Annotated in this window: 17 protein-coding genes and 1 pseudogene; 15 read left to right on the top strand and 3 right to left on the bottom strand. The window is 61.6% G+C overall.

Features of this window, described 5'->3' with window-relative positions:
• The first annotated feature begins 6 nt into the window (after window positions 1-6).
• The 3 genes from rpmE to V6M90_RS01225 all read left to right on the top strand — a co-directional run bounded on the left by rpmE (window position 7) and on the right by V6M90_RS01225 (window position 2,514).
• The gene (rpmE, locus tag V6M90_RS01235; RefSeq protein WP_003237330.1) at window positions 7-243 is read left to right on the top strand and encodes a 50S ribosomal protein L31; all 237 of its coding nucleotides are present in this window, start codon (window positions 7-9) and stop codon (window positions 241-243) included.
• Between the two features lie 14 nt (window positions 244-257).
• Entirely contained in the window at window positions 258-1,067 is an 810-nt protein-coding gene (locus V6M90_RS01230; protein WP_332845971.1) for a thermonuclease family protein, read from the top strand.
• A gap of 178 nt (window positions 1,068-1,245) precedes the next feature.
• Window positions 1,246-2,514 carry a malic enzyme-like NAD(P)-binding protein gene (locus V6M90_RS01225; RefSeq protein WP_027605010.1) on the top strand — a complete coding sequence of 423 codons (1,269 nt, stop codon included), beginning with the start codon at window positions 1,246-1,248 and terminating at the stop codon, window positions 2,512-2,514.
• 135 nt (window positions 2,515-2,649) lie between these two features.
• Here V6M90_RS01225 and V6M90_RS01220 read toward each other — a convergent pair whose 3' ends face one another.
• Window positions 2,650-5,109, bottom strand: coding sequence for a penicillin-binding protein 1A (locus V6M90_RS01220; protein WP_370694840.1), 2,460 nt, complete (start codon window positions 5,107-5,109; stop codon window positions 2,650-2,652).
• A 219-nt stretch (window positions 5,110-5,328) separates the two neighbouring features.
• Between V6M90_RS01220 and pilM the strand changes: the two genes are divergently transcribed.
• From pilM to hemE, 10 genes and pseudogenes are all read left to right on the top strand, one after another.
• Window positions 5,329-5,982 carry a type IV pilus biogenesis protein PilM gene (gene pilM, locus V6M90_RS01215; RefSeq protein ID WP_332845970.1) on the top strand — a complete coding sequence of 218 codons (654 nt, stop codon included), beginning with the start codon at window positions 5,329-5,331 and terminating at the stop codon, window positions 5,980-5,982.
• On the top strand, window positions 5,979-6,533 hold the full coding sequence (locus V6M90_RS01210; RefSeq protein WP_042944063.1) for a PilN domain-containing protein: 555 nt from the start codon (window positions 5,979-5,981) through the stop codon (window positions 6,531-6,533). The genes pilM and V6M90_RS01210 overlap by 4 nt, the downstream gene beginning before the upstream one ends.
• Window positions 6,530-7,501: a pilus assembly protein PilP gene (locus V6M90_RS01205; protein ID WP_332845969.1), complete on the top strand. Its 972-nt coding sequence runs from the start codon at window positions 6,530-6,532 to the stop codon at window positions 7,499-7,501. The genes V6M90_RS01210 and V6M90_RS01205 overlap by 4 nt, the downstream gene beginning before the upstream one ends.
• 148 nt (window positions 7,502-7,649) lie before the next feature.
• Window positions 7,650-8,897 (top strand): annotated as a pseudogene (locus V6M90_RS01200) (type IV pilus secretin PilQ); the annotation flags it as partial.
• 4 nt (window positions 8,898-8,901) lie between these two features.
• The gene (gene aroK, locus V6M90_RS01195) at window positions 8,902-9,420 is read left to right on the top strand and encodes a shikimate kinase AroK (RefSeq protein WP_003171222.1); all 519 of its coding nucleotides are present in this window, start codon (window positions 8,902-8,904) and stop codon (window positions 9,418-9,420) included.
• Window positions 9,421-9,535: 115 nt separating this feature from the next.
• Window positions 9,536-10,636, top strand: coding sequence for a 3-dehydroquinate synthase (gene aroB / locus V6M90_RS01190; RefSeq protein WP_003171223.1), 1,101 nt, complete (start codon window positions 9,536-9,538; stop codon window positions 10,634-10,636).
• Window positions 10,637-10,646: 10 nt separating this feature from the next.
• The gene (locus V6M90_RS01185) at window positions 10,647-12,209 is read left to right on the top strand and encodes an SPOR domain-containing protein (protein WP_003171224.1); all 1,563 of its coding nucleotides are present in this window, start codon (window positions 10,647-10,649) and stop codon (window positions 12,207-12,209) included.
• A gap of 354 nt (window positions 12,210-12,563) precedes the next feature.
• Window positions 12,564-17,009 (top strand): glutamate synthase large subunit, encoded by a 4,446-nt coding sequence (gltB, locus tag V6M90_RS01180; protein ID WP_332845968.1) that lies wholly within the window; start codon window positions 12,564-12,566, stop codon window positions 17,007-17,009.
• A 32-nt stretch (window positions 17,010-17,041) separates the two neighbouring features.
• Window positions 17,042-18,460, top strand: a complete 1,419-nt coding sequence (locus tag V6M90_RS01175) for an FAD-dependent oxidoreductase (RefSeq protein WP_003171228.1) — start codon at window positions 17,042-17,044, stop codon at window positions 18,458-18,460.
• Between the two features lie 255 nt (window positions 18,461-18,715).
• Entirely contained in the window at window positions 18,716-19,783 is a 1,068-nt protein-coding gene (gene hemE, locus V6M90_RS01170; protein WP_003171229.1) for a uroporphyrinogen decarboxylase, read from the top strand.
• Window positions 19,784-19,842: 59 nt separating this feature from the next.
• Here hemE and V6M90_RS01165 read toward each other — a convergent pair whose 3' ends face one another.
• Window positions 19,843-21,069: an MFS transporter gene (locus V6M90_RS01165; protein ID WP_408637266.1), complete on the bottom strand. Its 1,227-nt coding sequence runs from the start codon at window positions 21,067-21,069 to the stop codon at window positions 19,843-19,845.
• Between the two features lie 170 nt (window positions 21,070-21,239).
• Between V6M90_RS01165 and V6M90_RS01160 the strand changes: the two genes are divergently transcribed.
• Window positions 21,240-22,133, top strand: a complete 894-nt coding sequence (locus tag V6M90_RS01160; protein WP_141063068.1) for a LysR family transcriptional regulator — start codon at window positions 21,240-21,242, stop codon at window positions 22,131-22,133.
• Between the two features lie 87 nt (window positions 22,134-22,220).
• Window positions 22,221-22,604 carry a type II toxin-antitoxin system PemK/MazF family toxin gene (locus tag V6M90_RS01155; RefSeq protein WP_332845966.1) on the top strand — a complete coding sequence of 128 codons (384 nt, stop codon included), beginning with the start codon at window positions 22,221-22,223 and terminating at the stop codon, window positions 22,602-22,604.
• 216 nt (window positions 22,605-22,820) lie between these two features.
• Here the strand turns inward: V6M90_RS01155 and V6M90_RS01150 are convergent, their stop codons facing one another.
• Complete coding sequence (locus V6M90_RS01150) at window positions 22,821-23,273, bottom strand: hypothetical protein (RefSeq protein ID WP_141063066.1); 453 nt, start codon at window positions 23,271-23,273, stop codon at window positions 22,821-22,823.
• Window positions 23,274-23,287: the final 14 nt, after the last annotated feature.

Genomic DNA, 23,287 nt, shown 5'->3' with positions numbered 1-23,287 from the left:
AGTGCCATGAAAGCCGATATCCATCCAGCGTACGAAACCATCGAAGTTACCTGCAGCTGCGGCAACAAGTTCGAAACTCGCTCGAACCTGTGCAAGCCACTGGGTACTGACGTATGCAACGAGTGCCACCCGTTCTACACCGGTAAGCAGAAGACTCTGGACACCGGCGGCCGCGTACAGCGCTTCGCAGATCGCTTCGGTGCTTTCGGCAAGAAGCCGGCTGCTGCTACTCCAGCAGAGTAAGGCTCGAAAGCCTTATGGGCTTTTGCCAGCTGTTAAAAAAGGCGTCCCTTGCGGGCGCCTTTTTTGTGCCCGCGATTTGGCTGTCGGCCGCCCAGGCCGAAGTATTTTGCCCCGCGCCTGCTGGCCTGGCCCAGGTCGAGGTGCAGCGGGTGGTGGATGGCGACACGGTGCGCCTCAAGGATGGCCGCAGTGTGCGCATGATCGGGCTCAATGCGCCGGAAACCGGCAAGAAAGGCCGTACCGACGAGCCTTTTGCCGTCGCCGCCCGCCAGCGTCTGCAGGCGTTGGTGCAGGCCAGCGGCGGTCGCGTGGGATTGTTGCCGGGGCGGGAGCGTCAGGATCACTACGGGCGCACCCTGGCCCACCTTTATGGCGCCGATGGCGAGAACCTGGAGGCGCAATTGCTGGCCGAAGGCCTGGGATTCCAGGTCGGCGTCGCTCCCAATGTCGACCTCGCCACCTGCCAGCAGGCCGCTGAAGACAGCGCCCGCTCGGCGCGCCTGGGCGTATGGCGGCAATCGCCGGTGCAATCCGTGGCGCAGCTGCGCCAGTCCGGCTTTGCCCTGGTCAGCGGCCGTGTGAGCCGTATCGAACGTAATCGCGGCGGAATCTGGATCGAATTGCAGGGCGCAGTGGTATTGCGCATTGCGCCCGACCTGGCCCGTCAATTCGACAGCGGCCTGCTCAATGGTCTGCAAGGCAAGAAAGTCGAGGCGCGTGGCTGGGTGCAAGATCGCGCCAAACGCGGTGGCCGCAAAAGCGACCAGGCGCGTTGGTTGCTGCCGCTGACGGATCCCGGCATGCTCAAATCGATAGATGAATAAAAAATTGTAGACATTTTTTTATTCGATTGTGAACAGTTAAGCCCTTGTATCCCGTGGCCTTAGACCAAAGTACGGCGCTGCGGGGCCTTGACACCTGTGACTGCCCAGTCTTGTAGGGGCTTTACGACACGCGTATCCTCGGCGGTCCGTCGACCAACAGTAAAAGCGGAATGCCGATATGTCTGATTTGAAAACTGCCGCTCTCGAATATCATGCCCATCCTCGTCCAGGTAAGCTGAGTGTAGAGCTCACCAAAGCCACTGCCACTGCTCGCGACCTGTCGCTGGCCTACAGCCCTGGTGTTGCCGAGCCCGTACGCGAAATCGCCCGCGATCCAGAACTGGCGTACAAGTACACCGGCAAAGGCAACCTGGTTGCAGTGATTTCCGATGGCACCGCGATTCTCGGCCTGGGCAACCTCGGCCCATTGGCGTCCAAGCCAGTCATGGAAGGTAAAGGCGTGCTGTTCAAGCGCTTCGCCGGCATTGACGTTTTCGACATCGAAGTCGACTCCGAAAGCCCACAGGCTTTCATCGACACCGTCAAGCGCATCTCCATCACCTTCGGTGGCATCAACCTGGAAGACATCAAGGCACCTGAGTGCTTTGAGATCGAAAAGGCCCTGATCGAGCAGTGCGACATTCCGGTATTCCACGATGACCAGCACGGTACTGCAATCGTTACCGCCGCCGGCATGATCAACGCACTGGAAATCGCCGGCAAAACCCTGGCTGACGCCAAGATCGTCTGCCTGGGCGCCGGTGCTGCCGCGATCTCCTGCATGAAGCTGATCGTGAGCATGGGCGCCAAGCTTGAGAACATCTACATGGTCGACAGCAAGGGCGTGATCCAGTCCGAGCGTACCGATCTGAACCAGTACAAGGCGATGTTTGCCCACCCGTCGTCCAAGCGCACCCTGGCTGATGCCCTCAACGGTGCAGACGTGTTCGTCGGCCTGTCCGGCCCGAACCTGCTCAGCGCCGAAGGCCTGAAGTCCATGGCGGCCAACCCGATCGTGTTCGCCTGCTCCAACCCTGATCCGGAAATCGCCCCGGAACTGGCCCACGCCACCCGCGACGACGTGATCATGGCCACCGGCCGCTCGGACTACCCGAACCAGGTCAACAACGTTTTGGGCTTCCCGTTCATCTTCCGTGGTGCCCTGGACGTTCGCGCCAAGCGTATCAACGAAGAGATGAAAGTCGCTGCCGCCAATGCCCTGCGCGAACTGGCCAAGCTGCCGGTGCCACAGGACGTGTGCGACGCCTACGGTGGCGCCAAGCTGGAATTCGGTCGTGAGTACATTATTCCGAAACCGATGGATAAGCGCCTGATCACCCTGATCTCCGACGCCGTGGCCAAAGCCGCGATCGAGACCGGTGTGGCCACCCTGCCGTATCCGAAGAACTACCCGCTGCAAAGCGTGGATGATGTGTTCAACGGCTAAGCCGTAGACCCATAAAAAAACCCGGCTCGGAACGCCGGGTTTTTTTATGGGGAGTTTCAAGCTGCAAACGGCAAGTTCAAGAGCAGCACATCACCGTTCTCAACTCGCCGCTTGTAGCTGACAGCTTGCCGCTCTCTAAAAGAGATCGATCGGCGCGGCCTCGTCCGCCGGCAACGGGCTGCCCGGTACCGCGCCATTGCCCAATTCATTGACCGACGGCGGCGTGTCTTCGCTCTTGAACAGTTCGAAGTACGCGTTCGGCGTGCTTGGAGAGGCTGCACGGCCACTCACCGGGTCGATTCGCAGGCTGAGGATGCCTTCCGGCTCCGGCTGAGTGTGCAGCGGCTTGTCCTTCAGGGCTGCGCCCATGTAGCTCATCCAGATCGGCAGTGCGACGGTGCCACCGAATTCACGGCGGCCGAGGCTTTCCGGCTGGTCGTAACCGGTCCACACGGTGGTCACGTAGTCGGCGTTGTAGCCAGAGAACCAGGCGTCCTTGGATTCGTTGGTGGTACCGGTCTTGCCTGCGATATCCGCGCGGCCAAGGGCCAGGGCGCGGCGGCCGGTGCCTTTCTTGATCACGTCTTCAAGGATGCTGTTGAGGATATACGTCGTGCGGCCATCCACAATGCGCTCGGCAACGGCCGGTGCTTGCGGTTCGGTCGGGGCGGCCGCTGTGGTCGGCGCGGTACCTGGCGTCGGCTCAATGGTAATGCCGCCATTGCTCGGCGCCGCCAGGCCATCGGTGGCCGCCATGCCGTTGACCACATCGCCCGGCACCCGTGGCGGGTTGGCGGTGAACAGGGTATCGCCGTTGCGGCTTTCGATCTTGTCGATCAGGTACGGCGAGATCTTGTAGCCGCCGTTGGCAAAGGTGCTCCAGCCGGTGGCGATTTCCATCGGCGTGAGCGTCGCGGTGCCCAGGGCCAGCGACAGGTTCGGCGGCAGGTCCGACTTGGCGAAGCCAAAGCGCGTGATGTAGTCGATGGTCTTGCCTACGCCCATCGCTTGCAGCAGGCGGATCGACACCAGGTTACGCGACTTGTACAGCGCCTCGCGGATGCGGATCGGGCCGAGGAAGGTGTTGGTGTCGTTCTTCGGACGCCAGACCTTGTCCAGGTACTCATCGACAAACACGATGGGTGCATCGTTGACCAGGCTGGCGGCGGTGTAGCCGTTATCCAGCGCCGCGCTGTAAATGAACGGCTTGAAGCTCGAACCCGGCTGGCGCTTGGCCTGGGTGGCGCGGTTGTAGTTGCTCTGCTCGAAAGCGAAGCCGCCGACCAGGGCACGGATCGCACCATTTTGCGGGTCGAGGGAGACCAGTGCGCTCTGGGCCATTGGCACCTGGCTGAATTTGAGGCTGTCGTCCTTCTGGCGTTGCACGCGGATCAAGTCACCCACTTGGGCGACGTCAGCCGGCTGCTTGGGCATCGGGCCCATGCTGTTGGTGTTCAGGAAGGGGCGGGCCCACTTCATGCTGTCCCAGGCCACACGGGCTTCGCCGGTGCGGGTGAGTACTTGCACGCCGTCTTTGTTCACCTGGGTCACGATGGCCGGCTCCAGGCCACTGATTGCGCGCTGCTTGCCCAGTTCGGCGGTCCAGGCGCTGAGGGTCTTGCCCGGCAGGCGTGATTCCGGGCCGCGATAACCGTGACGCTGATCGTAGGCGATCAGGCCGGAATGCACCGATTCATTGGCGATTTCCTGCAGGTTGCTCGGAACGGTGGTGGTCACACGGAAGCCTTCGGTGTAGGCGTCGCTGCCATAGCGGCCGACCATTTCGGCGCGGGCCATTTCAGCGATATACGGCGCGTTCACTTCCGGCGTCGGAACGTGATAGCTGGCATTCAACGGCTCGGCCACGGCACTTTCATAGGCGGCCTGGTCGATCTTGCCCAGCTTGTACATGCGCCCCAGGATCCAGTCGCGCCGCTCTTTGCTGCGCGCCGGGTTGGCCAGGGGGTTGAAGCGCGAAGGGGCCTTGGGCAGGCCGGCGATCATCGCCATCTGCGCCAGGCTGGCGTCGCGAATGGACTTGCCGTAGTACACCTGGGATGCGGCTTCGATGCCATAGGCGCGGTTACCCAGGTAGATCTTGTTGACGTACAGCTCAAGGATCTCGTCCTTGGTCAGCTGGCGTTCGATCTGCAGGGCCAGCAGGATCTCGGTGGCTTTGCGCGAAAAACTGCGCTCGCTGGTGAGGAAGAAGTTCTTCGCCACCTGCATGGTGATGGTGCTGCCACCGGACTGGATGTGTCCGCTCTTTACCAACTGCGTGGCGGCGCGCACCAGGCTGCTGGGGTCGACGCCATAGTGGTTGGCGAAATTATCATCTTCGGCCGACAGCAGGGCGCTGATGAAATTGGGCGGAATGTCGGCAAAACGGATCGGTGTGCGGCGCATTTCGCCGAACTCCGCGATCAGCTTTTCATCGCTGCTGTAGACCCGCAAAGGAATCTGCAACTGGATACTTCTAAGGGCCTCTACCGAGGGCAAACCCGGACTAAGGTAGAGGTAGGCCCCGCTGAGCACGAGCAGCAGCCCGCAGACGATGGCGACAATGGAGTACCCGAAAAACTTCAGCAGACGAATCAAGGCTTTTGGATTTCCAGAGAAAAGAATGGGTTAGGCGTCGGGGCATGCATGGCGAACGATGGATCAACCCGAGCTGCAGATAAAAAGCGGGAAAAAACGCTGGGCATTAAAGCATTTTCGGCTCGGGGCGTCATGCATGGCTCCCCGACATGTCGACCGAATGCACGGTGCCGGCGGCAATCAGGCGGTATGACAGGGAAAGGGTTAGGGAGTTTTATGGTAAAGGGATTTTTCAGGCGAAAAGCCGATACCTTGCTGGGTATCGACATCAATGACACCAGCCTCAAACTGGTCGAACTCGGGCGTTCAGCTGCGGGTTACAGCATCCAGGCCTATGCGACGCAGGATCTGCCGGCCCATTCGGTGGTCGACGGCGCAGTGCTCGACATCGACGGGGTGGCGCGCGCGCTGACCGCTGCTTTGTCGAGGCTGCAAAGCCCGGCGCGTGGTGCGGCGGTAGCGGTAACGGGGCCTTCGGTCATCACGCGAGTGGTCGAACTGCAGGCTGGGCTCAATGACGACGAGATGGCCTGGGTGATCCAGATGGAGGCTGAGCAATACATTCCTTACGCGTTGGATGACGTGGCCATCGACTTCCAGGTACAAGGACGCTGCGCCCAAAACCCGGCGCGGGTCGAGGTATTGCTGGCGGCCTGCCTGAAGGCACAGGTCGAATCCCGCGAGGCGGTTTTGGCGCTGGCGGGGCTGGTGCCGCGGGTGGTCGACATTGAAGCGTTTGCATTGGCGCGCGCGAGCGGTCAGGATTTCGTCAGCTTCACGCCGGGCCGTCGAGTTGATAGCGCACAGTGGGCCGTGGATATACAAGGGATGGGAGTTGCGTGCGGGCTGGCCCTGAGGAGTTTCGCTTGAAGACACGAATCAATCTTTTGCCCTGGCGCCAGGCGCTGGCGGAGCGGCGGCGCAAGTACTTTCTGGCGTTGTTGCTGGCGTTCGCCTGTGTGGCGCTGGCGGCGGTGTGGCTGGCGGACCAGGTGATCGATCGGGCGATTGACCGGCAAGTGACGCGCAACGACCATTTGGACAGAGGGGTCGCCACGCAGGACCAGCGCATCAAGACCATCGATGACTTGCAGGAGCAGAGCCAGCAACTGGCCGAGCGCATGAAGGTCGTGCAGGATCTGCACGATGCCCGTTCCTCCGGTGCCCAGCTGTTGGATCAATTGGCGCGAGCGGTACCCGATGGCGTGCATCTGCACGAAGTGGTGGCCAAGGGCGACACGCTGAGTATCAGCGGCAGTGCCGAATCCAGCCAGGATATCGCGCAGCTGATGCGCCGCCTGGAAACTGCGCAGGGGCCAGGTGCCGCCCAGCTGCGGCATGTCCGAACCGAAGCGGCGCGCGGCGGCAATGAATTCCAACTGATGGTGCGCCATGGAGAATCCGCCGAGGCCCAGCCATGAGCCTGCCCAGGCTCTACTTTTCCGCGCTTGCTCACAACGCTTCACAATGGCCCTTGCCCGGCAAGGTTCTGGCCGGCTGTGCGCTGGCCGGCCTGGTGCTGCTGGTGGGTGATCTGGCGTACCTGAGCCCTGCGCGCGAGCGCTTGCACCAGGCACAAGCGCGGGAAATGACGCTGCAGCGCCAACTCGCGGAAAAAACGCTCCAGGCGGCGGGTCTGGAGGCGCTGGCTCGTCAGCTACAGCTGATGCAGGGCAAGTCCGACGGGCTGTTGCAGCAGTTGCCCGGCAGGTCCGAAATGCCTCGTCTGCTCGAAGACATCGCGCGGTTGGCGTTGGCCAATGGCGTAGTGGTCGAAAGTGTCACGCCGCTGGATGAGCAGCCTCGGGCGCTGTACGTCGAGCAACCCGTGCAGGTCAACGCTAGCGGCGCCTATCACGACCTGGCAATGTTCGTCAGCGGCCTGGGTGGTCTTTCCCGGATCGCCACGGTGCATGACGTTGCCCTGCGCACTGAGGGCACGTTGCTTCGGCTTGAACTGGTGACCAAGACCTATTGGCATACGCAACCGGTTGCCCGGCTGGGCGAGCCGGCCATGCAGGGGCAGCGCTTTGTCTATGCGGCTGGCGGTCTGCGTGACCCGTTCCAGCCACTTGCCCTGCAGGTGGTGCATGCCCTTGGGCGGCCGGCCCGCGCGCCGGACCTCTCGCGTACGCGTGGAGCCCTGGAAAACCTGGCGGTGGACCGTTTCCAAATGGTCGGCACGCTGTCACGTGGGGCGCGCGCCTATGCACTGTTGCGCGCGGCATCAACGGTACACCGCCTGGCGGTCGGTGATTATCTGGGGCCTGATCATGGCCGCGTCACCGCCATTCATGATGGCCATATCGAACTGGTCGAATCGTTTCCCGATGAACAGGGCGCATGGCTGGAGCGCTCGCGAATCCTCGTGTTAAACGTCAACTCTTAACGGAATCAAGCAAATGAAAAGGACTTTCCTGTCCTTCGGTGTGGCGCTATGGATAGCGTTCACGGCACCGATGGCTGCCGCTGTGCCCAATCGTGTGGATCTGATCCAACTGCCGGCCCCCGGCCGTGCGATGTCGGACGGCTATGCCGGCGACACATTGAATCTCAATTTCCAGAACATCGAGTTGCGCGCCGTATTGCAACAGATTGCCGATGTCGCGGGCCTCAACCTGGTGGCCAGCGATGATGTGCAGGGGACGATCACCTTGCGTCTGAAGGACGTGCCCTGGGACCAGGCGCTGGATCTGGTGCTGCAGGCCAAGGGCCTGGATAAACGGGTGAAGGCCGGTGTCTTGCTGGTGGCGCCCGCCGAGGAACTGGCCGCTCGCGAACTGCTGACATTGGAAGCACGCAAGCAGATGGCCGACCTGGCGCCGTTGCGCCGGGAGCTGTTGCAGGTCAACTACGCCAAGGCGGCGGACCTGGCCAAGCTGTTTCAGTCGATGACAGGGTTTGAAGGCGCCACCGACGAACGCGGCTCGGTGGCGGTGGATGACCGCACCAACAACATCATCGCCTACCAGACCAGTGAGCGGCTTGAGGAGCTGCGGCGGATAGTGGCGCAACTGGATATCCCCGTGCGCCAGGTGATGATCGAGGCGCGGATCGTCGAGGCCAATGTCGACTATGACAAAAGCCTGGGCGCACGCTGGGGCGGCGCGATCAACCGTGGCAACTGGGCCGCCGGCGGTATCCGCAAGCCTGTGCCGGACGGTGAGGCGCCGCCGGAAAACCTGCCCAGCTCGCCGTTTGTCGACCTGGGTTCGCTCACCGGCACCTCCGGCCTGGGCATTGCCTACATCACTGACAACCTGCTGCTGGACTTGGAACTGACGGCCATGGAGAAAACCGGCAACGGTGAAATCGTCTCGCAGCCCAAGGTGGTCACCTCCGACAAGGAGACCGCACGCATCCTCAAGGGCACCGAAATTCCCTATCAGGAGTCCACCTCCCAGGGCGCCACCTCCGTGTCGTTCAAGGAGGCCTCGCTGTCCCTGGAGGTTACCCCGCAAATCACCCCAGACAACCATGTGATCATGGTGGTCAAAGTCACCAAGGATGAGCCTGACTACCTGAACAAACTCAACGATGTGCCGCCGATCAAGAAAAACGAGGTCAACGCCAAGGTGCTGGTCAAGGATGGCGAAACCATCGTCATCGGCGGGGTTTTCTCCAATACCCAGAGCAAAGTGGTAGATAAAGTGCCATTTTTGGGCGATGTGCCGTATCTTGGCCGCCTTTTCCGGCGCGATGTGCTGGCGGAGAAAAAATCCGAGCTGCTGGTATTCCTGACTCCGCGTATCATGAATAACCAGGCGATTGCTGTGAGTCGTTGATTCTGTGCGAAATTTGATTCTTGTAGGGCCGATGGGGGCTGGAAAAAGCACCATCGGCCGTTTGCTGGCCAAAGAGTTGCGCCTGCCGTTCAAAGATTCCGACAAGGAAATTGAATTGCGCACGGGTGCCAATATCCCATGGATCTTCGATAAAGAAGGCGAACTGGGCTTTCGTGACCGCGAGCAGGCGATGATCGCCGAGCTGTGCGGCTGCGACGGCGTGGTATTGGCCACTGGCGGTGGCGCGGTAATGCGCGATGAAAACCGTCGGGCGCTGCATGCCGGCGGACGGGTGGTCTACCTGCATGCGTCGGTCGAACAACAGGTGGGCCGCACCGCCCGTGATCGCAATCGCCCGTTGTTGCGCACGGCCAACCCGGAAAAAACCTTGCGCGACCTGCTGGCGTTGCGCGATCCGCTGTATCGGGAAATCGCCGATCTGGTGGTGGAAACCGATGAGCGGCCGCCCCGGATGGTGGTTCTCGATATCCTCGAGCGTCTGCAACGGCTGCCACCCCGTTAAAGCCAGGCCCGAAATGCGCTATTCTCGGCGGCGCGCCATGACCCTGTGAGGTGTGGCGTAGAGCCATCAGGCAGCGGACGTTGCCGACCGTCAACTATCTCTAACGCGGGGACACATGCAGACACTTAAGGTCGATCTAGGCGAGCGTAGCTACCCGATCCACATTGGCGAAGGTCTGCTGGACCAGCCCGAGTTGTTGGCGCCGCACATTGCCGGGCGACAAGTGGCGATCATTTCCAATGAAACGGTCGCGCCACTGTATCTTGAGCGTTTGAGTCGCAGCCTGGCGGCCTACTCGGTGATCTCCGTGATTTTGCCCGACGGCGAAGCCCACAAGAACTGGGAAACCCTGCAACTGATTTTTGATGGCCTGCTGACGGCACGTCATGACCGGCGTACCACTGTGATCGCCCTGGGCGGCGGTGTGATCGGCGACATGGCCGGTTTTGCGGCGGCTTGCTACCAGCGTGGCGTAGACTTTATCCAGGTGCCGACCACCCTGCTGTCCCAGGTCGATTCGTCGGTGGGCGGCAAGACCGGCATCAACCACCCGCTGGGCAAGAACATGGTCGGTGCGTTCTACCAGCCGCAGGCCGTGCTGATCGACACCGCGACCCTCAACACCCTGCCACCGCGCGAGCTGTCGGCCGGTCTGGCGGAAGTCATCAAGTACGGGCTGATCTGCGATGAGCCGTTCCTGACCTGGCTCGAAGAGCACGTGGATGCGCTGCGCAACCTCGACCAGGCGGCGCTGACCGAAGCCATTTCCCGCTCCTGCGCCGCCAAGGCGCTGGTGGTGAATGCAGACGAACGGGAGTCCGGCGTACGGGCTACCCTGAACCTGGGGCATACCTTCGGCCATGCGATCGAAACGCACATGGGCTATGGTGTGTGGTTGCATGGTGAGGCCGTGGCGGCTGGCACGGTGATGGCATTGGAGATGTCGCACCGCCTGGGCTGGATCAGTGCCCAGGAGCGTGATCGTGGTATCCGCCTGTTCCAGCGCGCCGGCTTGCCGGTTATTCCGCCGCAGGAGATGACCGAGGCGGACTTCCTCGAGCATATGGCGATAGACAAGAAAGTGATCGACGGTCGACTGCGACTGGTGTTGCTGCGCCACATGGGCGAAGCGGTGGTGACCGACGATTATCCGAAAGAGATTTTACAGGCCACGCTGGGAGCGGATTACCGCGCCCTGGCCCAGCTTAAAGGTTAATAAGATCGCGATGACTAGTTTGCATGCCGACGAGGCGTTCCTCGGCCATTACCACCTGAGCCACGACCCTTTTGCGCCACGGGTGCCTGGCTTCAAATTTTTCCCGGCCCAGCGCAAGCCAGTGCTGGGGCAACTGCATCACCTGGCGCGCTACAGCCAATTGCTGCTGGTTGTGACCGGTCCGCTGGGCAGCGGCAAGACCTTGCTGCGCCAGGCCCTGGTGGCCAGCACCAACAAGCAGTCAGTACAGAGCGTGGTGGTGTCGGCCCGTGGCGTCGGTGATGCGGCGGGCGTATTGGGCCAGGTTGCCCAGGCTCTGGATGTGGCCAATGCCGAGCCGAATGCGATCCTCAAGCAAGTGGTGCAACTGGGCCTGACCGGCCAGGAAGTCTACCTGCTGGTGGATGACGCCGAGCAGCTCGACGAATCGGCCCTGGAAGCGCTGCTGGCGCTGGCGGCGGGTACGCCCGAAGGCCGTCCGCACGTATTCCTGTTCGGTGAATCATCGCTGATCGCCGATCTTGAGCAATTGAGCGGCGATCAGGAGCTGTTCCACGTCATCGAATTGCAGCCGTACGAAGAGGACGAAACCCGCGAATACCTGGCTCAACGCCTCGAAGGCGCCGGGGCCGGTATCGAACTTTTCTCCGCTCAACAGATCTCTGATATTCACGACAGCGCAGGCGGCTGGCCCGGCACCATCAACCAGGTTGCCCGCGATGCGATGATCGAAGCCATGATTGCCAGCCGCTCTGCGGTCAAGCGTCCAAAGATGGGGTTCACTATGCCTAAGAAGCACGTATTGGCGATTTCCGCTGTTGTCGTGGTCGCTGTAGCCGCTGCCTGGTTGATCCCGGGTCGCAACAAGGCACCGACCACCGCCGGCGCGCCAACCGAACAGGCGCAGTTGCCACTGGGCAAGCCTACTCCTAACGTTGAGTTCGCCAACTCCGGCCAACCCACCAACCTGCCAATGGTCGGCCAGCCGGTGATGCGCGGCCCGCTCGCCGAAGAAGCCGGTGGCATCGCCGAGGGCGACGACGGCGTGCCGGTGGAAGGCTCCAGCGCCACCCCGCCGACCGTGACCACCACCGCGCCGCCTGCGGGCGTGCCAGCGGGTCAACCGGCCGCCAAGCCAGTGCCGGCGCAGACACCTGCACCGACGGTCGCGACCGCCAAGCCGGCACCGGTTGCCAAGCCTGTGGCACCGGCTCCCGCCGCCAAACCGGCGCCTGCGGCCAAGCCTGCGGAAAAACCGGTCACCGTCGCCAAGGCCGGCGCTGCTGGCGGTAGCTGGTACGCCAGCCAGCCAAGCGGCAACTTCGTGGTGCAGATCCTCGGCACCAGCTCCGAAGCCAACGCCCAGGCGTTCGTGAAAGAGCAGGGCGGCGAGTACCGTTATTTCAAGAAAGTGCTCAACGGCAAGCCTCTCTACGTGATCACCTACGGCAACTTCGCAAGCCGCGCCGCCGCCGATTCTGCGATCAAAGCCTTGCCAGCGAAGGTTCAGGCTGGTAAACCTTGGCCTCGCACTGTCGCCAGCGTTCAACAAGAACTCGCGACAACTCGCTGAAGATCCGGCGGCCTTACCCAGGCCGCCCTCCCGGCACCTCAAAATTAAAACCGCAAGTGCGTGCGACCTCTACAGGCCGCGCGCTTTGTGGTGTCTGCGTCATAGTAGCTTTTGAGTCGTAGCGGTCAGAATTAAAAAAGTTTTGACTAGCACAGCATATCGCTTTAAACCTTTCATAAATGCGACATAGATTTGCGACATTTCGTCGCTAAATTTGTGAGCCTCTGTGTCGGTGTGTACAATGACCTCCCTTTTGCCCCCGCTAAGCCGGCGTACGTTCGGCGTGGAAGGTAACCGGTTGAATTGAAAAGAAATTTGCCTCGTTATAAGAGGCAGCCTGGTGAGAAAGTGTCTATGAAAGCAGGTCTGTACCAACCCGATGAATTCAAGGATAACTGCGGTTTCGGCCTGATAGCCCATATGCAGGGCGAGCCCAGTCATACCCTTTTGCAAACGGCCATCGAGGCCCTGACCTGCATGACCCACCGCGGTGGGATCAACGCCGACGGCAAGACCGGTGATGGCTGCGGCTTGCTGATTCAAAAGCCCGACCTGTTCCTGCGCGCAGTCGCCAAAGAGCATTTCGCGATCGACCTGCCCAAGCAGTACGCCGTGGGCATGGTGTTTTTCAACCAGGACCCGGTCAAGGCCGAAGCCGCTCGCGAGAACATGAACCGCGAGATCATCGCTGCCGGCCTGCAACTCGTCGGCTGGCGCAAAGTGCCGATCGACACCAGCGTCCTCGGCCGCCTGGCCCTGGAGCGCCTGCCGCAGATCGAACAAGTGTTCATCGCGGGCGACGGCCTGAGCGATCAGGACATGGCGATCAAGCTGTTCACTTCGCGTCGTCGCTCGTCCGTGGCCAACGCCGCCGACACCGACCACTACATCTGCAGCTTTTCCCACAAGACCATCATTTACAAAGGCCTGATGATGCCGGCGGACCTCACCGCCTTCTATCCGGACCTGAGCGATGAGCGCCTGCAAACCGCGATCTGCGTGTTCCACCAGCGCTTCTCCACCAATACCCTGCCGAAATGGCCGCTGGCCCAGCCGTTCCGCTTCCTCGCCCACAACGGCGAGATCAACACCATCACCGGCAACCGCAACTGGGCCGTGGCCCGTCGCACCAAGTTCGCCAACGATCTGATGGACCTGGAAGAGCTCGGCCCGCTGGTCAACCGCGTGGGTTCCGACTCCTCCAGCATGGACAACATGCTCGAACTGATGGTCACCGGCGGCATCGACCTGTTCCGTGGCGTGCGCATGATCATTCCGCCTGCGTGGCAGAACGTCGAGACCATGGACCCGGACCTGCGTGCCTTCTACGAGTACAACTCGATGCACATGGAGCCGTGGGACGGCCCGGCCGGCGTGGTCATGACCGACGGTCGCTACGCGGTGTGCCTGCTCGACCGTAACGGCCTGCGCCCGGCGAGATGGGTCACCACCACCAACGGCTTCATCACCCTCGCGTCGGAAATCGGCGTGTGGAACTACCAGCCCGAAGACGTGATTGCCAAAGGCCGTGTCGGCCCAGGCCAGATCCTTGCCGTGGACACCGAAACCGGGCAGATCCTCGACACCGACGCCATCGACAACCGTTTGAAGTCACGTCACCCGTACAAGCAATGGCTGCGCAAGAACGCCCTGCGCATCCAGGCAACCATGGAAGACAACGACCACGGTTCGGCCTTCTACGACATCGACCAGCTCAAGCAGTACATGAAGATGTACCAGGTCACGTTCGAAGAGCGCGACCAGGTGCTGCGTCCGCTTGGCGAGCAAGGCTACGAGGCGGTCGGCTCCATGGGCGACGACACGCCGATGGCCGTGCTGTCCCAGCGCGTGCGCACGCCGTACGACTATTTCCGCCAGCAGTTCGCCCAGGTGACCAACCCACCGATCGACCCGCTGCGCGAAGCCATCGTGATGTCCCTGGAAGTGTGCCTCGGTGCCGAGCGCAACATCTTCCAGGAATCGCCTGAGCATGCTTCCCGCGTGATCCTCAGCTCGCCAGTGGTTTCCCCGGCCAAGTGGCGCTCGTTGATGAACCTGGATCGCCCAGGCTTCGACCGCCAGATCATCGACCTGAACTACGACGAGAGCCTCGGCCTTGAGGCCGCGGTGCGCAACGTCGCCGACCAGGCCGAAGAAGCCGTGCGCGCCGGGCGTACCCAGATCGTGCTGACCGACCGCCACATCGCGCCGGGCAAGCTGCCGATCCACGCCTCGCTCGCCACTGGCGCGGTGCACCACCGCCTGACCGAAAAAGGCCTGCGCTGCGACTCCAACATCCTCGTCGAAACCGCCACCGTCCGCGACCCGCACCACTTTGCGGTGTTGATCGGCTTCGGCGCTTCGGCGGTGTACCCGTTCCTCGCGTACGAAGTGCTGGGTGACCTGATCCGTACCGGTGAAGTACTGGGCGACCTCTACGAGGTGTTCAAGAACTACCGCAAGGGCATCACCAAGGGCCTGCTGAAGATCCTGTCGAAGATGGGCATCTCTACCGTTACCTCGTATCGCGGTGCGCAACTGTTCGAAGCCATCGGCCTGTCCGAAGAAGTCTGCGACCTGAGCTTCCGTGGCGTGCCAAGCCGCATCAAGGGCGCGCGTTTCGTCGACATCGAAGCCGAACAGAAAGCCCTGGCAGCCGAAGCCTGGAGCGCGCGCAAGCCGATCCAGCAAGGCGGCCTGCTCAAATTCGTGCACGGTGGCGAATACCACGCCTACAACCCGGATGTGGTCAGCACCCTGCAAGCCGCTGTGCAGCAGGGCGACTACGCCAAATTCAAGGCCTACACCGCGCTGGTGGATAACCGCCCGGTGTCGATGATCCGCGACCTGTTCAAGGTCAAGACCTTGGACACACCGTTGGCCATCAGCGAAATCGAACCGCTGGAATCGATCCTCAAGCGCTTCGACTCCGCCGGTATTTCCCTGGGCGCCCTGTCGCCGGAGGCACACGAAGCCCTGGCCGAAGCCATGAACCGCCTGGGTGCGCGTTCCAACTCCGGCGAAGGCGGCGAAGACCCCGCGCGCTACGGCACCATCAAGAGCTCGAAAATCAAGCAGGTCGCCACCGGTCGTTTCGGTGTGACCCCGGAATACCTGGTCAACGCCGAAGTGCTGCAGATCAAGGTCGCCCAGGGCGCCAAGCCCGGTGAAGGCGGCCAGCTGCCAGGCGGCAAGGTCAACGGCCTGATCGCCAAGCTGCGTTATGCGGTGCCGGGCGTGACCCTGATTTCGCCACCGCCGCACCACGACATCTATTCGATCGAAGACTTGTCGCAGCTGATTTTCGACCTCAAGCAAGTCAACCCGCAGGCGCTGGTCTCGGTGAAACTGGTGGCGGAAGCCGGCGTGGGCACCATTGCCGCCGGTGTGGCCAAGGCCTATGCCGACCTGATCACTATCTCCGGCTACGACGGCGGCACCGGCGCTTCGCCGCTGACCTCGATCAAGTACGCCGGTGCGCCATGGGAACTCGGCCTGGCCGAGACCCACCAGACCCTGCGCGGCAACGACCTGCGCGGCAAGGTGCGGGTACAGACCGACGGCGGCCTGAAAACCGGCCTCGACGTGATCAAGGCTGCGATCCTCGGCGCCGAAAGCTTCGGCTTCGGCACCGCGCCGATGATTGCCCTGGGCTGCAAATACCTGCGCATCTGCCACCTGAACAACTGCGCCACCGGCGTCGCGACCCAGAACGAGAAGCTGCGCAAGGATCACTACATCGGTACCGTCGACATGGTGGTGAATTTCTTCACCTACGTCGCCGAAGAGACCCGTGAGTGGCTGGCCAAGCTGGGTGTGCGTTCCCTCGAAGAGCTGATCGGGCGTACCGATCTGCTGGAAATCCTCGAAGGCCAGACCGCCAAGCAGCATCACCTGGACCTGACGCCGCTGTTGGGCAGCGATCACATCCCTGCCGACAAGCCGCAGTTCTGTGGCGTTGAGCGCAACCCGCCGTTCGACAAAGGCCTGCTGGCCGAGAAGATGGTCTCGATGGCCGGTTCCTCGATCAGCGACGCCAGCGGTGGTGAATTCGCCCTGGATATCTGCAACTGCGACCGTTCCATCGGCGCACGCGTCTCCGGCGAAATCGCGCGCAAGCACGGTAACCAAGGCATGGCCAAGGCACCGATCACCTTCCGCTTCAAGGGCACTGCGGGCCAGAGCTTTGGCGTGTGGAACGCCGGCGGCCTGCACATGTACCTGGAAGGCGACGCCAACGACTACGTGGGCAAGGGCATGACCGGCGGCAAGCTGGTGATCGTTCCGCCTAAAGGCAGCGTGTACAAGACCCAGGACAGTGCCATCATCGGCAACACCTGCCTGTACGGCGCCACCGGCGGCAAGCTGTTCGCCGCCGGTACCGCCGGTGAGCGTTTCGCCGTGCGTAACTCCGGTGCCCACACCGTGGTGGAAGGCACTGGCGATCACTGCTGCGAGTACATGACCGGGGGCTTTGTCGCGGTACTGGGCAAGACCGGCTACAACTTCGGCTCGGGCATGACCGGCGGTTTCGCCTACGTGCTCGACCAGGACAACACCTTCGTCGACAAGGTCAACCACGAGTTGGTCGAGATCCAGCGCATCAGCGGCGAAGCCATGGAGTCCTACCGGAACCACTTGCAGCACGTGCTGGACGAGTACGTCGAGGAAACCGGCAGCGAATGGGGTCGTAACCTCGCCGAGAACCTCGATGATTACCTGCGTCGTTTCTGGCTGGTCAAGCCCAAGGCTGCCAACCTGAAATCGTTGCTTTCCAGCATCCGTGCCAACCCGCAGTGATATGCGCCTGAAGAGTTTGATGAGGTTTTAACATGGCTGAACGTCTGAATAACGACTTCCAGTTCATCGATGTCGGGCGCAAAGATCCGAAGAAGAAACTGTTGCGTCAACGCAAGAAAGAGTTCGTGGAAATCTACGAACCCTTCAAACCCCAGCACTCGGCCGACCAGGCCCACCGCTGCCTGGGGTGCGGTAACCCGTATTGCGAATGGAAGTGCCCGGTGCACAACTTCATTCCCAACTGGCTCAAGTTGGTGGCCGAGGGCAACATCCTCGCGGCCGCCGAGCTGTCGCACCAGACCAACACCCTGCCGGAAGTCTGCGGCAGGGTTTGTCCCCAGGACCGTCTGTGCGAGGGTGCGTGCACCCTCAACGACGGCTTCGGCGCGGTGACCATCGGTTCGGTGGAGAAGTACATCACCGACACCGCGTTCGCCATGGGCTGGCGCCCGGACATGTCCAAGGTCAAACCGACCGGCAAGCGTGTCGCAATCATCGGCGCAGGCCCTGCCGGCCTGGGTTGTGCCGACGTGCTGGTGCGCGGCGGCGTGACCCCGGTGGTGTTCGACAAGAACCCGGAAATCGGCGGCCTGCTGACCTTCGGCATCCCCGAGTTCAAGCTGGAAAAAACCGTACTGAGCAACCGTCGTGAAGTGTTCACCGGCATGGGTATCGAGTTCCGTCTCAATACCGAAATCGGCAAGGACATCACCATGGAGCAACTGCTCGCCGAATACGATGCCGTGTTCATGGGCATGGGCACCTACACCTACATGAAAGGCGGTTTTGCCGGTGAGGACCTGCCGGGCGTGTATGACGCGCTCGACTTCCTGATCGCCAACGTCAATCGCAACCTGGGCTTTGAAAAGTCGCCGGAAGATTTCGTCGACATGAAAGGCAAGAAGGTCGTGGTGCTCGGCGGTGGCGACACCGCGATGGACTGCAACCGCACCTCGATCCGCCAGGGTGCCAAGTCGGTGACCTGTGCCTACCGTCGTGACGAAGCCAACATGCCCGGCTCGCGTAAAGAGGTGAAGAACGCCAAGGAAGAAGGCGTGAAATTCCTCTACAACCGCCAGCCGATCGCGATTGTGGGTGAAGACCGCGTCGAAGGCGTGAAGGTGGTCGAGACCCGTCTCGGCGAACCGGATGCCCGTGGCCGTCGCAGCCCCGAGCCGATCCCGGGTTCCGAAGAGATCATCCCGGCCGACGCCGTGGTCATCGCCTTCGGTTTCCGCCCAAGCCCGGCGCCGTGGTTCGAGCAATTCGAAATCCAGACCGACAGCCAGGGCCGCGTCGTCGCCCCGGAACAAGGCCAGTACAAGCACCAGACCAGCAACCCGAAAATCTTCGCCGGTGGCGACATGGTGCGCGGCTCTGACCTGGTGGTGACGGCGATCTTCGAAGGCCGCAATGCCGCCGAAGGGATCCTGGACTATCTGCAAGTCTGACCCCGATCCCGGGTTGAAATGGGTTTAAAGTGTGGGAGGGGGCTTGGCCCGATAGCGGTGGTTCAGTTAAAGATACTGAGACTGACACACTGCAATCGGGGGCAAGTCGAATCGTCGCACCGCCCCTCCCACATTTGATTTGCAGCGCTTTCATGTCCGCGACAAATTGACCCGATAGACAAAAGGCACGGCTCACTCCGTGCCTTTTGCGTCGCGCTCTGAGAAAATGCCCGCACTTTTTTTGCGGATGCCGACATGACTGCCCTCAAGAACGACCGTTTCCTTCGTGCCCTGCTCAAGCAACCCGTAGACGTCACGCCCGTATGGATGATGCGTCAGGCCGGTCGCTACCTGCCGGAATACCGCGCCAGTCGCGCCCACGCCGGCGATTTCATGAGCCTGTGCATGAATCCGGAGTTCGCCTGCGAAGTCACCCTGCAGCCGCTGGACCGCTACCCGCAGCTGGACGCGGCCATCCTCTTCTCCGATATCCTCACCATCCCTGACGCCATGGGCCAAGGCCTGTACTTCGAGACCGGCGAAGGCCCGCGTTTCAAGAAGGTCGTCAGCACCCTGGCCGATATCGAAGCCCTGCCGATTCCCGATCCGCACAAAGACCTCGGCTACGTGATGGACGCCGTGAGCACCATTCGCCGCGAGCTGAACGGCCGCGTGCCGCTGATCGGTTTCTCCGGCAGCCCCTGGACCCTGGCCACCTACATGGTCGAAGGCGGCTCGTCGAAAGACTTCCGCAAGACCAAGGCCATGCTCTACGACAACCCCCAAGCCATGCACCTGCTGCTCGACAAACTGGCCCAGTCGGTCACCGCTTACCTCAACGGCCAGATCATGGCCGGCGCGCAAGCCGTGCAGATATTCGACACCTGGGGCGGCAACCTGTCGGCGGCAGCGTACCAGGAGTTTTCCCTGGCCTACATGCGCAAGATCGTCAGCGGCCTGATCCGCGAACACGAAGGCCGCAAAGTGCCGGTCATCCTGTTCACCAAGGGCGGTGGCCTGTGGCTGGAGAGCATTGCCGACGCGGGTGCCGATGCACTGGGCCTGGATTGGACCTGCGATCTGGGTGAGGCCCGCCGTCGTGTCGGCAACCAGGTTGCGCTACAAGGCAACATGGACCCGACCGTGCTCTACGCCAAGCCGGAAGCGATCCGCGCCGAAGTCGGGCGCATCCTGGCCAGCTATGGCAAGGGCACCGGGCATGTGTTCAACCTGGGTCATGGCATTACGCCGGAAGTGAACCCGGAGCATGCGGGCGCGTTCCTGCGTGCGGTGCACGAACTGTCCGCGCAATATCACGAATAAAACACTGATCAAAAATGTGGGAGGGACTTGCCCCCTCCCACATCAAAAGCAAAATCGCGTCAGGCCTTCACATGCCCCAACGGCGGCAACTTCGCCAGTCTCAACGCCACCATCAGCGCGCCAATCAACAACGCCACGATAAACCCGCCAATCCCATTCCACCCGGCCAAGTGCCAGAAAAATCCGCCCGCCGTCCCGGCAATACTCGACCCCGCGTAATAGCTGAACAGGTACAACGATGACGCCTGCCCCTTGGCTTTCAGCGCACGGCGGCCGATCCAGCTGCTGGCTACCGAGTGGGCGCCGAAGAAGCCGAAGGTGAACACCAGCATGCCGGGTATCACCAGCCACAACGGCGTGAAGAGGGTCAGCGCCATACCGCAGAGCATCAGCACGATGGTCGCCCACAGCACGCGACGGCGGCCTAGGCGGTCGGCGAGGGAGCCGATCTTGGCTGAGCTGTAGATGCCCGACAGGTACACCAACGACAGCAGGCCGACCGCGGCCTGGCTCAGGTCGTAGGGGGCGGCCAACAGGCGATAGCCGATGTAGTTGAACAGGGTCACGAACGCGCCCATCAGCAGGAAGGCTTCGAGGAACAGCCACGGCAGGCCCGCGTCCTTGAAGTGCATGACAAAGCCGTCCAGCAGGCTGCGCGGCTTGAGGCTGCGAGCGCGGAAGTTGCGCGATTCGGGGAGGATCTTCCAGAACACCGTGGCCGCGATCAGCGCCAGCGCGCCGATGATCAGCATTGCGGTGTGCCAGCTGACGAAGTCGATCAATACACCGATGATCAGGCGGCCGCTCATGCCGCCAATCGCGTTGCCGCCGATGTACAGGCCCATGGCCAGGCCGATGTGTTGCGGGTGGATCTCTTCGCTGAGATAGGTCATCGCCACGGCAGCCAGGCCGCTGAGCGACAGGCCCACCAGTGCACGCATCAGCAGGATTCCTTCCCAGGACGGCATCAGGCCGCTGGCAATCGTGGCCAGCGCTGCGCAGAACAGCGCAGCGACCATCACCGGTTTGCGCCCCAAGGTGTCGGAAATCGGCCCGGTGATCAGCAAGCCCAGGGCCAGCATCGCAGTAGCCACCGACAGAATCAGGCTGCTTTGCGCCGCATTGATGGCAAACTCGTGGGACAGCGCGGGCATCATCGGCTGCACGCAATACAGCAGGGCAAAGGTGGCAAAACCGCCGGAGAACAGCGCCAGCACGGTACGCATGAACATCGGCGTGCCTTTTTCGATGAACTCGTCATTGAGCTGAGCCACCACCTCATCCAGTGCGGTGGGCGGGACTTCTTGAGCAAGTGAAGCGGCGGCAGATTTCACGGGGACCTCGGGAGCAAAGCCTGGCAGGGCTGGCAATGCAAAAAAGAATATAGCTGGCTAATGATTCTTTCCAATATATTGTTCGACCTGTTTGATAGCTTTTGCGACCTAATGGGGTTTACATGGAATTGCGTCATCTGCGGTACTTCATCGCCGTCGCCGAAGAGCTGCACTTTGGTCGCGCCGCGCAGGTGCTGGGCATTTCGCAACCGCCACTGAGCCAGCAGATCCAGGCGCTGGAGCAGGAGGTGGGTGCGCGGTTGTTCGAGCGTACCAATCGTCGGGTTGAGCTGAGTGAGGCAGGGCGCCTGTTCCTGCACGAAGCGCGGTTGGTGCTGGCCCAAGTGGATAAGGCGTCGGATGTAGCGCGGCGCGCACAGTTGGGTGAGTTGGGGGAGTTGAAGATTGGCTTCACCTCTTCCGCACCGTTCAACGCCAGTATTCCCCAGGCGATCTTTGCGTTTCGCCAGGCCTTCCCGGCGGTGCACCTGAACCTTCAGGAAATGAGCAGCACCCAAGTGGCTGAGTCGCTGGTGGATGAGTCGATCCAGGTGGGGTTGATGCGGCCATTGCCGCTGCCGGATTCGTTAAGTGTGATCGAGCTGATGCGCGAACCCTTGGTCGCCGTATTGAACGCCGGTCACCCGCTGGTGGAAGGCAGCGACGGTGGCCTGTGTCTGCGGCAGTTGGCTGACGAGCCTTTTGTGTTTTTCCCACGTAGCTACGGTAGCGGCCTTTATGCCCAACTGCTCAGCCTGTGCCGCGACGCTGGCTTCAGCCCGCACTTCGCCCAGGAAGCAGGAGAGGCGATGACTATCATCGGCCTGGTGGCGGCGGGGCTGGGCGTGTCGGTGCTGCCGGCCTCTTACCAGCGCATTCGTATTGATGGGGTGGTGTATCGTACTTTGCTGGACCCGGAGGCGGTGACCTCGGTGTGGCTGGTACAGCGCAAGGGCGTTCAGACGCCGATGGCGAAGGCGTTTGTGGAGTTGTTGACGCGTAAGGCAGGGGTGTAGGCATCGTCACATATCAGGTAACGCAACCGGCTTAGTTATTCGCTGGAAACTTGCGCAAAATCGCCTTTTTACAAGCGAGTGATATGGATGGCACTTCTGTATCAGCCCAAGGAGGGCAGCGTGTCGATTTGTGATTTCCGAGGCTATGAGGTCCCGGAAATCATCAAGATCCGGCCGGTTATTGTGATACGTAAGCACCGAACCAATAAGTTGCTGGTGACGGTTGTTCCTCTGAGTACGACTGCTCCGCAAACGGTGCTGGCGCATCATTTACAGCTCGACAGTCATCTTCAAGGCGCGAGCCCGATCTGTTGGGCGAAATGCGACATCGTAGCGACCGTTAGTCTGGGGCGACTCGATAGAATTAAAAGCAAAGACCGGCAGGGCAAACGAACTTACAAAATTGCGGAGCTTTCCCATGAGCAGTTTTCAGCCGTAAAGGTGGCAGTACGTAGTGCTTTGGGGGTGTGATGAGCTGAGCGGTGCACGAACGGCACTTTGCCACGTGTTGCAGGAGAGCTGATTTCAGGCATACTGCCCGAGTTCCCGAAAGGGGCTTGTGAGACTCTGAGGATCCTGGGCAACCAGCCGTCGCAGAGCCAGGCAGGAGGCGGCGATGACAAGCCAACCTGTTTGTGAAGAGGGCGCCGAAAGGCGCCCTTTGTCGTTTCTGAAGGATTGAACGCCTCAGTTCTGCTTGGACGTCCCGGTCTGCTCAAACAATTGCGCCGCCGAGCCCTGCTCGCCACTCACGCCATTGCTGCGCAAGCCGGCCATGATGTCGCTGTCCAGGTTGTTCACCCAGCGGTTGTAGTTGCGATGGATCTTGCCGTCCTTGTAGCCCAGCGCACGGCTGTCGCGGTAGGTGATGGCATAGCTGTTGCGGGTATAGCGGATGTCGATGGCCGCGTAGTACTGGTTACGCACGGTGATTTCGGCCTGCACCAGTTGCGGGCTCAGGCGCTGTACGGTCCACTCGCGTTTTTGCAGGGCGTTGACGATGACCTGTTTCATTTTTTCTTCGCTGACCTGGGTGTCGGCCTGCAGGTCGTGCTGGGTGTTGAGCACGGGTTTGCTGGTGCAACCGGCTGCGGTCAGCAGGGCCAGGGTGATCAGGGTGGCGCGTAGCAAGGAAGACATTCCGTATTCTCCAA

Source organism: Pseudomonas lactucae (assembly GCF_036688725.1).
GTDB lineage: Bacteria > Pseudomonadota > Gammaproteobacteria > Pseudomonadales > Pseudomonadaceae > Aquipseudomonas > Aquipseudomonas lactucae.
Note: the sequence above shows the minus strand (reverse complement) of the source record. Positions and strands in the feature narration are given on the sequence as shown.

What these genes read in the sequence shown, in the direction of transcription:
- rpmE (WP_003237330.1), top strand. Translation starts at nt 7, where the DNA reads ATGAAAGCCGATATCCATCCAGCGTACGAAACCATCGAAGTTACCTGC.
- V6M90_RS01230 (WP_332845971.1), top strand. Translation starts at nt 258, where the DNA reads ATGGGCTTTTGCCAGCTGTTAAAAAAGGCGTCCCTTGCGGGCGCCTTT.
- V6M90_RS01225 (WP_027605010.1), top strand. Translation starts at nt 1,246, where the DNA reads ATGTCTGATTTGAAAACTGCCGCTCTCGAATATCATGCCCATCCTCGT.
- pilM (WP_332845970.1), top strand. Translation starts at nt 5,329, where the DNA reads ATGGTAAAGGGATTTTTCAGGCGAAAAGCCGATACCTTGCTGGGTATC.
- V6M90_RS01205 (WP_332845969.1), top strand. Translation starts at nt 6,530, where the DNA reads ATGAGCCTGCCCAGGCTCTACTTTTCCGCGCTTGCTCACAACGCTTCA.
- aroB (WP_003171223.1), top strand. Translation starts at nt 9,536, where the DNA reads ATGCAGACACTTAAGGTCGATCTAGGCGAGCGTAGCTACCCGATCCAC.
- V6M90_RS01185 (WP_003171224.1), top strand. Translation starts at nt 10,647, where the DNA reads ATGACTAGTTTGCATGCCGACGAGGCGTTCCTCGGCCATTACCACCTG.
- gltB (WP_332845968.1), top strand. Translation starts at nt 12,564, where the DNA reads ATGAAAGCAGGTCTGTACCAACCCGATGAATTCAAGGATAACTGCGGT.
- V6M90_RS01175 (WP_003171228.1), top strand. Translation starts at nt 17,042, where the DNA reads ATGGCTGAACGTCTGAATAACGACTTCCAGTTCATCGATGTCGGGCGC.
- hemE (WP_003171229.1), top strand. Translation starts at nt 18,716, where the DNA reads ATGACTGCCCTCAAGAACGACCGTTTCCTTCGTGCCCTGCTCAAGCAA.
- V6M90_RS01160 (WP_141063068.1), top strand. Translation starts at nt 21,240, where the DNA reads ATGGAATTGCGTCATCTGCGGTACTTCATCGCCGTCGCCGAAGAGCTG.
- V6M90_RS01155 (WP_332845966.1), top strand. Translation starts at nt 22,221, where the DNA reads ATGGCACTTCTGTATCAGCCCAAGGAGGGCAGCGTGTCGATTTGTGAT.
- V6M90_RS01150 (WP_141063066.1), bottom strand. Translation starts at nt 23,273, where the DNA reads ATGTCTTCCTTGCTACGCGCCACCCTGATCACCCTGGCCCTGCTGACC.